Source organism: Parapedobacter indicus, from assembly GCF_900113765.1.
GTDB lineage: Bacteria > Bacteroidota > Bacteroidia > Sphingobacteriales > Sphingobacteriaceae > Parapedobacter > Parapedobacter indicus.
In genome coordinates this window covers 49,233-61,601 of record NZ_FOQO01000001.1, presented here as the reverse complement: position 1 = coordinate 61,601, position 12,369 = coordinate 49,233, and the positions used below count along the sequence as shown (strand labels likewise).

General features: G+C 49.1%; 10 protein-coding genes. 1 reads left to right on the top strand and 9 read right to left on the bottom strand.

Annotated elements, in window-relative coordinates; genetic code table 11:
* The 4 genes from BMZ56_RS00215 to BMZ56_RS00200 form a co-directional block, all read right to left on the bottom strand.
* On the bottom strand, nucleotides 1–1,629 hold the full coding sequence (locus BMZ56_RS00215; protein WP_090622334.1) for a RagB/SusD family nutrient uptake outer membrane protein: 1,629 nt from the start codon (nucleotides 1,627–1,629) through the stop codon (nucleotides 1–3).
* Nucleotides 1,630–1,646: 17 nt separating this feature from the next.
* Nucleotides 1,647–4,934, bottom strand: coding sequence for a TonB-dependent receptor (locus BMZ56_RS00210; RefSeq protein ID WP_177194989.1), 3,288 nt, complete (start codon nucleotides 4,932–4,934; stop codon nucleotides 1,647–1,649).
* A 288-nt stretch (nucleotides 4,935–5,222) separates the two neighbouring features.
* Nucleotides 5,223–6,434, bottom strand: coding sequence for a FecR family protein (locus tag BMZ56_RS00205; protein ID WP_143072803.1), 1,212 nt, complete (start codon nucleotides 6,432–6,434; stop codon nucleotides 5,223–5,225).
* Between the two features lie 100 nt (nucleotides 6,435–6,534).
* Complete coding sequence (locus BMZ56_RS00200; protein WP_177194988.1) at nucleotides 6,535–7,119, bottom strand: RNA polymerase sigma factor; 585 nt, start codon at nucleotides 7,117–7,119, stop codon at nucleotides 6,535–6,537.
* Between the two features lie 264 nt (nucleotides 7,120–7,383).
* Here BMZ56_RS00200 and BMZ56_RS00195 point away from each other — a divergent pair, with 264 nt between their 5' ends.
* Nucleotides 7,384–8,802, top strand: coding sequence for a S41 family peptidase (locus BMZ56_RS00195; RefSeq protein ID WP_090622315.1), 1,419 nt, complete (start codon nucleotides 7,384–7,386; stop codon nucleotides 8,800–8,802).
* 158 nt (nucleotides 8,803–8,960) lie between these two features.
* Here the strand turns inward: BMZ56_RS00195 and BMZ56_RS00190 are convergent, their stop codons facing one another.
* From BMZ56_RS00190 to BMZ56_RS00170, 5 genes are read right to left on the bottom strand one after another with little or no spacing between them, the layout of a single operon-like run.
* Complete coding sequence (locus tag BMZ56_RS00190) at nucleotides 8,961–9,665, bottom strand: sulfite exporter TauE/SafE family protein (RefSeq protein ID WP_090622311.1); 705 nt, start codon at nucleotides 9,663–9,665, stop codon at nucleotides 8,961–8,963.
* Nucleotides 9,666–9,671: 6 nt separating this feature from the next.
* A complete protein-coding gene (locus BMZ56_RS00185; protein WP_090622308.1) occupies nucleotides 9,672–9,875 on the bottom strand; it encodes a FixH family protein in 204 nt (67 codons plus the stop codon).
* Between the two features lie 54 nt (nucleotides 9,876–9,929).
* Nucleotides 9,930–11,291 (bottom strand): cytochrome c oxidase accessory protein CcoG, encoded by a 1,362-nt coding sequence (gene ccoG / locus BMZ56_RS00180; protein WP_090622303.1) that lies wholly within the window; start codon nucleotides 11,289–11,291, stop codon nucleotides 9,930–9,932.
* Between the two features lie 18 nt (nucleotides 11,292–11,309).
* On the bottom strand, nucleotides 11,310–12,155 hold the full coding sequence (locus BMZ56_RS00175) for a cbb3-type cytochrome c oxidase N-terminal domain-containing protein (protein WP_245893018.1): 846 nt from the start codon (nucleotides 12,153–12,155) through the stop codon (nucleotides 11,310–11,312).
* Nucleotides 12,156–12,167: 12 nt separating this feature from the next.
* A complete protein-coding gene (locus BMZ56_RS00170) occupies nucleotides 12,168–12,353 on the bottom strand; it encodes a hypothetical protein (protein WP_090622296.1) in 186 nt (61 codons plus the stop codon).
* Nucleotides 12,354–12,369: the final 16 nt, after the last annotated feature.

The following is a 12,369-nucleotide window of genomic DNA, read 5'->3' as shown; positions in this document are numbered from 1 at the left end:
TTATTCCCATCCGGGGTTTTGCGTCAAACTGTTATTGATATCTATTTCCTGTTGCGGTATGGGCCACAGGTAATCTTTTTCCGTAAATACACGTTGGTACAGCGGCTGGCCCCTGAAATCCAACAGCATACCATTCAGCCCGAAGATGGGATCTCCGGTATGCGCGGTACGCCACCTACGCACGTCGAAAAAGAGCTGCCCTTCGCCCGCAAACTCCTTCAGCCGTTCTAAACGGATTGCCTGGCGCAGCTGTTCTTTCCCAAGGTTTCCCTCCAGCGGTGCCACACCGGCACGTTCGCGTATCCGCTGCACCGCTTGGTAAGCCTCGTTTACCGGACCGCCAGCCTCGTTAACGGCCTCGGCATACATAAGCAGCACATCGGCAAACCGGATTAACGGCACATCAATGGGCGAATCGCTGCGAAGTGTATTGGCATCGCCCGTCATGATCATTTTACGCCACGAGAATAACGCATAGGAAGAGAATTCGATCCGGTAAGCAGGAATTTCGTCGTTCGCATGGGCGGTATAGGGCCAATTAACCTTGTAGGTGAGGTTTTCGTTTCCGACGATGGTGTATCCCGGAATAATTATGTTGCCGTGTGCCCGCACATCGGCATCTGCAAATTCATTTACGTACCAATCAATCAGGTCGGCCCCGTATGCCACCTCATCTGCATAGTCGGCTTCCGCGGGCATCCCGGCAGGGTCGATGGGCGAACCATCCTGATGGGTATACGAAAATACGGTGGTCCAAGATGGCTGGCTAAACGATTCGCCGTATGACCGGATGGAGCGGCCGCCATACCAACGATCGTAATAGGAGCCTAAATTGTTTTGCATCACCGACTGCAGGGAGAATACGATCTCTTCGTTATTCTCATGCTGATCGGTAAACAAACCGGCATAATCAGCAAACAAACCGTAAGCATAAGGCGGCGACAGCAGTTGCTTGAGCTGGGCGGCAGCTTCGCTCCATTGCTCACTGTACAGATACGTTTTGCCCAGCATGGTGATGGCGGCCCCTTTGGTTATGCGGCCGATGTCTCCGCCGGTGCGGACGACGGGCAACCGTTCAATCGCATCCTGAAAATCCGCAATGACAAAGTCCCTTACCTCTTCCGCCGAATTGCGCGGGAGGTAGGTATCTGCGGGATCCAGCGGTTGGTCCAAAATAATTACCCCGCCATAAAGCTGCCACAGATAAAAGTACGATAGCCCCCGCATAAACTTAGCCTCTCCCAAAAGCTGGCTGGCCAGCTCCGGAGTGAGGTGGGTATTGTCTGTCAGATTGGCAATGGCATCATTGGTATATTTGATGACGCGGTAAAGCCCCTTGTACGTATTGAGATACAGACCCGTCCGGTTGGTGGAAAGGCCCCGCTGGATGCTTTCGTCGCGGAAATAACCGTAGCCATCGGGACCGATGTTTGTAAAAATATAAAAATAGCCCGCGAGGTTATCGTCGCTGTTCATGGCGTTGTAAATCCCGTTGATGGCTATCGTGGCATTATCGTCAGATATCCAAGCGTTTTCACTCGACAGCGAGTCGTAAGGCTGCCTATCCAGAAAACCGTCCTGACAGGCGGTAAGCATCCCTACCAGCAAGAAATAAACTAATTTCTTCATTTCAAACAAATTATATGTTAAAACCCAAAATTCAATCCGAAAGACAAGGTCTTCATCTGCGGGTAGGTAACCCCGCCCGACTCGGGATCAAGTCCTTCCCACCCGGTAAACGTAAAGTAGTTTTCCAAATTGACGTATAGCCGCACATTGGAAATCTTAGCCCGTTCTACCCATGTTGTGGGCAACGTGTACCCCAGCTGAAGCGCCTTAATACGGAAATAGCTGGCGCTCTGCAGGTAATAATCGGATATCTGGTTATTTTTCGGGTCGCTGTTATACAGTTTTGGGATGGTGGTACTCGGGTTGTCCTCGGTCCACGAATCCAGGAATTTAGGCGCGGCTAATACCCCGTTGATCGGGCGTAACAGCGTAAACGTCGGAGAAGTTAAGTATTTGTCCCAACCCGCAACACCGTTAAACTGCGCGAGCAGATCAAACCCTTTGTATTCGGCATTGAGCGTACCGCCATACGTAAATTTGGGCAGCGGATTCCCCATTAGCGTCCGGTCGTTGTCATCGACTGTCTTGTTTCCGTCGGCATCCCGGTATAAAAAGTCGCCCGGGCCGGGGGTCGAAGGGCGGAAAACCCATCCGTCGTCAACCAGCGCATCGATTTCGGCTTGGTCCTGCACAATGTGGTCTACCTGCCTCAACCAAAACTTTCCGATGGGCTGGCCTTCCGTCCAGACCCCTTGGCCATGCGGTTCGAGGTAGTCCCCTTTATAACTTTCAATCACGTTGTTGTTGAGTGCACCGTTTAGCCCAACAAACAGCGAAAACGCATTAAACTGCTTCTGGAAGCTTACCTCGGCTTCGACCCCGCTGTTACGTACCTTTGCACTGTTTATCAGCGGTGCTTCCAACCCCCCGTTTACAAACGGGATAGGCACACGCGCCAGGATGCCGTGGGTCAATTTATTATAATAGTCTACACTGAGGCTCAGTGATTGGAACAGGCGCATATCCATACCAATATCCATTACATCAGTCGTTTCCCAAGTAATGTCTGCGTTCGCAAATGCGGTAGGTGCGAGCCCTTTGGTGATGGTACCGTTGAAGCTGTAATTGGCCGCACGGTACACACTTTGCCAATCGTAGTTGCCGATTCCGTTATTCCCGAGCCTGCCATAAGAAGCCCGCAGTTTGAACTGGTCGATGGTTGCCTGCAACGGTGCCCAGAAAGACTCGTTAGAAAGGTTCCATCCCGCCGAGGCCGAAGGGAACGTACCCCACCGGTTGCCGGGGCTGAAGCGGGAAGACCCGTCAGTCCGGATATTGACTTCCAGGAGGTACCTGTCATCAAAACTATAATTCAGACGCCCGAAATACGAGCGCATGGCAAAGTCATTGGCATTGCCACTGGCAGACTGCACGGTAGCTGCCGCATCCAACACCGGTATGTCCAGGCTATACAGGTCGATTTTGGAAGCACTGAACGCATCCGTGCGGTAATATTCCTGATTATATCCAGCCAGTAGCGTAAAGTGATGGTTTCCGAACGATCGTTCATAATTGCCGAAGAGATCGACCACTGACCGGCGGTTTTTCGAGAACGAGTTGCCGATTCCGATGGTGGGCGATGCGGCAAGCCCGATGGTGTTGGTCTGGAAATCCCAGGTATCAACCGGCCGGTTGCTCGTCCAATTGTTATAGTTATAAAAATCGACAAAGTAACTTCCGGTAAGGGTTAATCCTTCCAGTGGTGTCAGTTTTGCGAAGAATTTGCCTGTATAGCGCTGCGTCGCATTCTCGCCCAGCTGGGTTTCTGCAGCACGCAAAGGGTTATTGGCAGAAAATTCGGAGCCTCCGGTCATCGATAACCCATACCGTCCGTCCGGATGTTTCGGCAAGGTACCGGGTGTGAGCGTTTCGAACCACTGGAAAATAGAACCGTCTGTACCGGGATCACTCTCGCTATACAGTGCGGTGAGGATATTTCCCAGCTCCAGCCAATCGTTTACTTTGTAAGAAAGGTTATTGCGGAAATTGTACCGATCCATTCCGGTATTGGGAATGGTACCCCCATTTTGCAGGTAGCCCATGGAGGTGAAGAAATTAATACGGCTGTTTCCGCCGCGAGCAGATAAATTGTGCGTCTGCATGATTCCGCTGCTAAGCAGGGCATCCCACCAGTTGGTATTGGGGTACAGCAGCGGATCGGAAATTGACCCTTCCCGCCATTCATTGATCCGCTCATCGCTGTAGGAGGGCTGGATGCCTGAATTCCGTTGCACCAGATTGATGAGTTCCATTTGATCTACCGTATTGTCTATGATATCAAATACACGGGCGGCATCGGTTTTCCCTACATTTCCGTTGTAGTTAAAGCTCACTTTTCCGTCGCTGTTTTGTCCGGTTTTCGTGGTCACGAGAATCACCCCGTTAGACGCCCTTGAACCGTATATAGCGGCAGAAGCAGCATCTTTTAATACGGAGACCGAGGCTACGTCGCTCGGGTTCACCGCGTTGATATCGCCCACCTGCCCGTCAATGACAATGAGCGGATCCTGGCCTGCATTCAGGGAGCCGACCCCCCGCACTTTCACGGAGGCAGGTGCGCCCGGATGTCCGTTACTGAGGTTCACGTTGAGCCCTGCCGCCATCCCGGCCAGCGCCGAGGAAACATTCTGCAGCGGCCGGGATTGCATGCCTCCTTTTTCGAAATTGACCGATGAGACCGAACCGGTGAGGTTTACCTTCCGCTGGGTGCCGTAGCCTACGACCACAACCTCGTCCAAATCTGCAGATTCGGGCAAAAGCACCACATCCATGGCCGACTGGCGGCTTGCAGCAATCGTTTGCACACCGTAGCCCACTAATCTGAATACCAAGACCTCATCGGCGGCGGCGGCGATCTGGTATCTGCCCCCGCTGTCTGTAGCGACTCCTTTTGATGTACCCTGGACTAACACCGACACCCCTTCCAATGGCGTACCCAATGAATCGGTGACCTGCCCCTGCACAACCCGTTGTAGGTTATCGCTTGCCACCGGGTCCGCCCCGGAGGTTGTTTTTGGGATCAACGTAATGATATCGCCTTCGATCTGGAAGTTATACGGTTGATCGGCAAAAATCAGCGAGAGTGCTTCCTCGATGGATTTGTCCTGAATGTCAACGGTTACAGGTTTAGTATTCTTGAGATACCTGTTATTGAAGAGGAAATTATATCCACTTTGCCTTTGAACATGTTTCAATATATCCGCCAGCGACGCTTCTTTGACATGAAGATTGATACGTTGTGCATACGTGAAGGCAGACACCTGAAAGGTAAAAGCCAGTATCAGCAACACTGTTAATTTCATCATTAAGATATAATAAACGTTTGGATGCCTACATCCAAAGCCACTATGCGGATTGCCCTCACGTTTTGGGAGCAATCCCGCATGCAATTGACCATGCATAAATTTTCGTTATTCTCGATACGCAACGTTACGGCGCCAGCCCTGTGTTATCCTTTTATCACCGGGTTTTTAGTAAGTTTGTATCGCAGGTTAAATAATTCAGTTACTAATCGGTTTTTGAATATTTGCCATGTATCACGCCGGGGGTGATAGCAGCACTTCCGGCATTTTTTTGGCAAAAAATTTCTGTAATTAATGATGAACCATAATGTGCCTCCCTTCTCTAGTAAATTTTAACGATGTATTCAGTGCGATTACATGCAATATCTGCGAAAGCATTACCTCGCGAGACACAGTTCCCCACAGCTCCACTTCCTGAACCGGTACGGTGATTTCAAAAGACACGTCGTACCATCTTTCTATCTGCTTGACTAATTCGGGGAATGATGTTCCATAAAAGACAAATTGCCCTTCTTTCCAGGCGGTATAGTCACTCACATCAACCGTAGTAATCCGGATGTCTCCATTTCTATTCGTCAATTGCTGGCCGGGCGCCAGGATTCGGGGCGGCTTTTTATCGGCCGTTGAAACCCCTATACGCCCGTTTACCAAGGTGGTCTTTACGGCCTGCTCATCCCCATAAGCCGTAATATTAAATTCGGTACCCAGCACTTCTACTTCCTGGCCGTTAGTGATAACCCGAAATGGCCAAGCGCGCCCGGATTTACCGGCCGGGAGACCGTCCGCGTGCTGTACGTCAAAATATGCTTCGCCGGTTAGTTCCACGACCCGCTCGCGTTCGTCAAATTTGGAAGGATACTTCAAGGTAGACGCCGCGTTGAGCCACACGTCGGTACCATCGGGCAACCGGATGCGGTAGGTGCCCCCCTTTGGAGTCGTCAGTGTTAATTGCGAAGCGGCGGGCACCACACTTTTCTTATTGGGTTCCTGCCCTGCCACCAAACTGCCGTCTGCATAGGAGATTTCTTCATCCATGACAATACCGGATTGGTCGGTACTCAAATCAATGGTTCGCCCATTGGAAAGTGTCAGTGTAGCCCGATTTGAGCCTGGGGCGATATCCGCTTCCAAGGCCGCCAACGCTGCTTTCTTTCCGGCTGGCTGATTCCAGAAAAACCAGCTCAGCCCCATGAAAACAATCGCTGCGGCAGCGGCGCTGAGCCACCACACACGACGGAAAGTCTCTTTTGAACGGCCGGCAGCGGCCGGCAGATCCGTTGGCATCGTCTCGGCAAATAGTTTGGTCTCCACTTTATCGACGATGTCTTTTAACGACGTATCATCGATCGCTGTATCGTTCAATTCCTGCTGGATGAGCGGGGTAAGGTCGTCCCCCTCCTGCGACTTCTCGAAATACAGTAATAACTCCGTCAATTCCGCCGGACGGATGGTCCCGTTCAGGTATTTAATGAAAAGCCCGACGATATGCGTTTTATTGGCCACTTTATTCGTTACTCGTTTTCTATAATACGCACCTGTACGCCTAAGCAGGTGCTGCGCCAAGCAAAAAAAATACAACAAACTGTAAACCAGTAAAATATTTTTAGACCAATGGGTACAACAAGCACCATACCAGCAGCATACCGCTTAGCTCGGCGTGCTGTGCCAAGTGACGGCGTAAAAACGAGTTGGCTTTCTTGATGTGGTCATTTATAGTACCGGGGCTGATTTTGAGCAGTTGGCCAACTTCCTCGTAACTCTTCGATTCCAGTTTACATAGCCTATATACCTCACGCCTCTTTGGTGGCAGGAGGTCTATTGCGATGCGCAGTTCTTCTGCCAACTCGCTCGAAAGCAGCTGTTCTTCTACATGACGATAGGCATGCCCCATAACGTGCACGAGCTCCTGCTGCATCTGTTGGCTCCGGGCGGTCTGTCGGAACACATCGCGCACCAGGTTTTCGGCTATCCGAAATAAATAGGCTTTAATCGGGCGCTCCGGGTCGATTTCCGCTCGATGCACCCACAAGCGCATGAAAAGATCCTGCAGCACTTCTTCCACCCAATCTGGCGATTTCAACATGCGCAGCAGGCTACCGGCTAGACGAAGTTTATAACGGTGGTAGAGAGCCTGAAATGCCTGATGATCGCCTTCCCTGAGCCGGGCAAGCAAATCACGCTCTTCCATATGTTGCCCTGAAACCATATACACATAATAGATTTATGTCTGCAAATATAGCTTTTTAAGATATGTTGTAAAGTTTATCAGATAAATGATAATGAAGAAAATAATTAAAGATTGCCACCCGTTGATAGGCCACTCAACTGACCTAAACATTATTAATTTCCCGACGGACATCATTAGGAAGCACCTGGAATCCAATTTATCGGAATTTTATGTAATTTCGATTGGTAGTATTACGTAAAACAAACCTTTTCAATTGTAGATCCGATGAAAGTTAAGCATTCACTCTTAATCGCTGCCATCTTCGTTTCATGCCTTACTTTCGGGCAAGAGCCGTGCAATTGCCTGGATAACCTCCAAGAGGCCATTCTAAAAACCGAAGAAAATTATGCCGGTTTCCCCGACAAAATAAAACCTGCAAATAAGACACCGTATGATCAACTAAAAAACAATCTGAAAATAAAGGCAATCGATACGGATACACCCTTGGATTGCTATTTATTATTGAAAGAATACGTGAATTTCTTTTATGACAAACACTTTAGGATTGAATATAACGCCGAAATCGATAGTTCCGTAATTAGCGACATAGACCGAATGGATAGCCGATTAGGACAAACTGGTGATCATTCAATTGAAGGTATTTGGAGAGATGTCAACAACACGGAAATCTCCATTATCAGGCACGGGGAAAATACCTATAAAGCTGTAAAACGGTCTTCGGAAAACGACCATTTCCCGAAAGGTTTTGTTTACTTTACGTTGACGAAAAATAGAAATGATTTTTCAACTAAATTATACAACCGAAATATCAACATCGATATCCCGGCAAAAAAAACAGGCAATTTACTGAGAATATGGAATTTCCAACTTTGGGCAAAAACAGGCGCGGCCCTCTCCAAAGACGAGACCGAAGAACTTGAAAGTTGGCGTGGGAATAACAACGGGCTGCTGTTCAAAAAATTAAATGCCGATTTCAGCTATCTTAAAATCCCGACTTTCGAAAACAACGAAGGTGTTATTCACCAACTTGTTACGGAGAGCGATTCAGCCATCAAAAACACGAAATATCTTATTATTGACCTCAGGGGCAATGGCGGCGGCAGCTCAGGCTGGGTGAGCTTAATTCCCTATTTAGCCACCAATCAAATCGATCAGGGAGAAACCTACCTCCGGGTTTCGAAAGAGAACGTATCCAAGAAGCTTCAGGATCTAGATGCCTTTGCTAACCATCCGATACCCGAAGACTACAAAAAATACTTTCCCGAAGAAATACTGAACCGGTATAAAGAGACTTACAGGGAATTGCCGGAAACCACCGAAACATTCTACCCGCTACCCAGCGTAAGCTTTCCGTTGGATTCCGTCCTAACACGACCCGCAAAGGTCGCAATACTGGTAGATGAGTTCGGTGGAAGTTCAACGGAATATTTCTTCTATTTAGCTAGGCAAAGCAAAAAAGCGATCACCTATGGTCGGCCTACAATCGGGATGATGGATTATGCGGGTATGTCAAATCCCACAAAACTTCCATTTGACGCGTTCCGTCTTTACATACCCATTGAAAAATCCGCTTGGACGGATGAGAATCCGATCGACAAAACAGGGTTTACTCCACAAATTATGATCAACAGAGAACAGGAAAACTGGATTGATTACGTTATGGAGGATTTACCGAAGATGTAATCTGGGCGTATTTCAAGTCGGTAAGCCGGCCCGATACGACATAATTTCCGGGCTTTTTGTAATTGGCTAATATTGCGTTCCACCGAACGCTATGGGCTATCTAAGCTATACCTACTGCAAATATATTCATCATCGCCTGTCGGTTGCTAACCACGGCATCATTCTGTCACTCCGCAGACGACAGCCCCTTTCGGGTAAATCAACGGACTTAGGTAAGGGATATTGAGGTTAGCCCCACGCAATAGGAACCACCCGCCCATTAATAGGTAAATCAAGGGCAACCAAAATGCGAAGTTGAACCGGATACGGGATTTGGTGAAGCTACCCAGTAAGGATACCGACAACATGGCCGGCCAGGTACCCAATCCGAATAGCAGCATAAACAGCCCTCCGCCCCCCACCGAGTCGGCGCTCAGCGCAGCTGCTAACGCCATATACACCATACCGCAGGGCAACAGGCCGTTCAGCATCCCTACAACAAGATGCCCACCCGGCCGATAAAGCCAATGGCCGACCCACCGTATCAATGGATTGACCAAACGCTGTTGCAAGCGGGCAAATCCGTGAAGTCGTTTACCAAAAAGTAAAAATAATCCTATGCCGACGAGCAAAAACCCGGTAACAAATGTGATCCCCCGTTGCCAGCCTTTAATAGCAAGCAAGTGGCCAACGACACCGATGGCCAGCCCAAGCAGCCCATACATTACGACACGCCCTACTTGGTAAAGTACTTTATTAGCAAGCACCTTCCCGGGTGTACTGGGCTTTCCGGCGGACAACGTCAAGACCAACGGTCCACACATCGCCACACAGTGAAGGCTACCAAACAGTCCCATAAAAAATGCCAATGTGTGATAAGTCATATTCGTTTACTGCTTGGGTGCAACCAACACGGTATCCCGATACGGATACATGGAATCCGTGCTACGCAAGCGATCGTAATTCAAACCGCGCTCGTAATAATCCTCCGCGACCAGCGAATCGGTATCCTTGCTCACCATGTAAACACCAAACGACACAATCAATGCCATGAAGAGTGCCAGTGCCAATGCTATTTTCGTTCCCCAGTTCATTTTTTATATTCAAATCCTTAAATCTGCACATCTTTACATCGCCACACCATCAGACTATTTCGGCGGGGCTACAAAGGTGGTTTTCATCGTCTCGATTACTTTTCCGTTGGATACCACACCGATTTTCACATCGGTTTTGTAAGTCTTCACCGACTGCTGTGGACTAACAAGAAAAAAAGTAAGTTGTGCCGTGGCGCCACTCTTGAGTTCAACCAGCGGATTAACTACCCGAACGGTCATATTTCCGTCCAGTGCGTCCAATGTAAAGGGTATGTCACTACTGGTTTTATTGATCAGCTCCAAGCTATAGAGGTTGCTCACCGTGCCATCTTCATGGACCTGATAGCTGCTGCCTTTTGCACGCAACAGCGTACCGTCGACCTGCGAACGACTGAAAATAAGCCATCCAAACACCGTCACCAAAACGGCAAGTACCACGGTATAGGCAATGGCGCGGCCATTTCCCGATTTTTTTCTGCTGCCTTCAATTTCACTTACGGAATAAAAGCCGATCAGGCGCTTGGGACGATCTAATTTTTCCATGACCTCATCACACGCATCGATGCAGGCCGTACAGCTTACACATTCCATCTGTAAACCATTCCGGATATCAATGCCCGTTGGGCATACCTGAACACAAAGGTTACAGTCTACGCAATCGCCGATGGTCTGTGTAACTCCCTTTCTCCGATGACCGCGCGGCTCACCCCGACGATGGTCATATGCAATGGTGATGCTTTGGTCATCTAACAGCACACCTTGCAGCCTGCCGTACGGACAGATCGTCGTGCAAACAATTTCCCGTAGATAAGCGAATACGCCATAGAACACCAACGTAAACAAGATAATTGAAACAAATCCACCCAGATGCTGGCTCACCGGATCTGCCATGATCTTCCAAAGCTGGTCAACACCAATGAGGTAGGCCAGGAAAATATTGGAGATCAAAAAAGATATGAACAAGAAGACCGTATGCTTCGTGATTTTCTTAACATATTTGACAGTCGTATTGGGCCCCTGATTTAACTTTTTCTGCTGCAACCAGTCGCCCTCAATCCAATATTCGATCCGCCGGAAAATCAACTCCATGAAGATGGTTTGGGGACAAGCCCAACCGCACCACACGCGACCATAAACCACTGTAAACAGGACGATGCATACCATAGCAATCAGCATCCCAAACACGAAAATATGCAAATCCTGCGGCCAGAATACATTTCCGAACAGCACAAACTTACGATCAACAATATTGAACAGCAAGAACGGCTCGCCACCTATTTTGATGAAGGGTGCGGCAATAAAAAATACCAAAAGCGAGTAGCCAAACCACTGCCGGCGATTGAACCAGCTGCCAGCCGGTTTCTTGGCATAAATCCAGTTGCGTTTGGGTTTTGACCCCGTGACTGTTGTCCCCATGACGTTCCTTCCCCTCGTTTATCCGGCTGTTTCGGCAACTTCCGCTTCCGCATCGCCCTGCTTTGCGCCATACTCCACCTTGTTTCCCTGTGGTTCCTTTGCATTCGGTGGGTTTGTCCCGCGGAGCGTAAGGATGTAATTAGCTACCTCAGCAATCTGAGCCGGTGTTAGGCTCTGTTCCCAAGGTACCATACCTTTATCCAATACACCGTACTTAATCACTTTAAATATGTCCTGTACCTCGCCGCCATGAAGCCAGTAGTCATCCGTTAGATTTGGCCCGATCCCCCCTTCTCCCGCGCCCCCATGGCAGGCAATGCAATTCTGGGTAAAAATGGCCATTCCGGCCGCGACGGTCTCGGGACTTGCGTCTATCGCCACGGTGTTTTCATCGACATTGTCCGCTGCCTGTGCCAGCCACTCCTGTCTGGCTTGCTCCGCCCGTTCCATCTCTTGGGCATATTCCTGGTCTTGATTGGGCCCCCAGCCAAACACATGGTACACACACAAATAGACCGCAGCAAACACCATACTGCCATAAAACATACCATTAAACCAGGCAGGAACCGGATTATCTAGCTCTTTAATGCCATCATACTCATGGTCAATCACCAGATCTTTTTCTTCCGCTAAGGGACGTAGCCCCATCAGCTTGTTCCACCACTGCCGACGCCGATTCCGCCGGGCGGTCTTAGCCTCGGTCAGGTTAGACTTTTCTGCTTCCAACGCATGCGGAATTAGGATATGCAGCATGGTACGCATCGCCCTTAACACCACCCATGCTGCAGCCAATACAACGGCCATTACCACAATGAGCGCAACAATAAGGATATCGTTGGAAGAATCTATGAAAATTAGTTTCATGGTCTGCTGCATTTAGTTTGTTAAATCATCGTTTGGCTTCTCCGCTTCATCCACGGGCAATCCTTTCATGTAGTTGACATCCTCTTTCGGCATACGGAACAGCATGATGCCCACTGCTATGAAGAAGACGAGGAAAATCCACAGCGACGCAATGAGATACCACTCATTGCCGCTTAAATCCGTTATTTGCTTAAACATCGTTTGTATTTTAGTA

What these genes read in the sequence shown, in the direction of transcription:
- BMZ56_RS00210 (WP_177194989.1), bottom strand. Translation starts at nt 4,934, where the DNA reads ATGATGAAATTAACAGTGTTGCTGATACTGGCTTTTACCTTTCAGGTG.
- BMZ56_RS00190 (WP_090622311.1), bottom strand. Translation starts at nt 9,665, where the DNA reads ATGACTTATCACACATTGGCATTTTTTATGGGACTGTTTGGTAGCCTT.
- BMZ56_RS00175 (WP_245893018.1), bottom strand. Translation starts at nt 12,155, where the DNA reads ATGAAACTAATTTTCATAGATTCTTCCAACGATATCCTTATTGTTGCG.
- BMZ56_RS00170 (WP_090622296.1), bottom strand. Translation starts at nt 12,353, where the DNA reads ATGTTTAAGCAAATAACGGATTTAAGCGGCAATGAGTGGTATCTCATT.
- ccoG (WP_090622303.1), bottom strand. Translation starts at nt 11,291, where the DNA reads ATGGGGACAACAGTCACGGGGTCAAAACCCAAACGCAACTGGATTTAT.
- BMZ56_RS00195 (WP_090622315.1), top strand. Translation starts at nt 7,384, where the DNA reads ATGAAAGTTAAGCATTCACTCTTAATCGCTGCCATCTTCGTTTCATGC.
- BMZ56_RS00185 (WP_090622308.1), bottom strand. Translation starts at nt 9,875, where the DNA reads ATGAACTGGGGAACGAAAATAGCATTGGCACTGGCACTCTTCATGGCA.
- BMZ56_RS00200 (WP_177194988.1), bottom strand. Translation starts at nt 7,119, where the DNA reads ATGGAAGAGCGTGATTTGCTTGCCCGGCTCAGGGAAGGCGATCATCAG.
- BMZ56_RS00215 (WP_090622334.1), bottom strand. Translation starts at nt 1,629, where the DNA reads ATGAAGAAATTAGTTTATTTCTTGCTGGTAGGGATGCTTACCGCCTGT.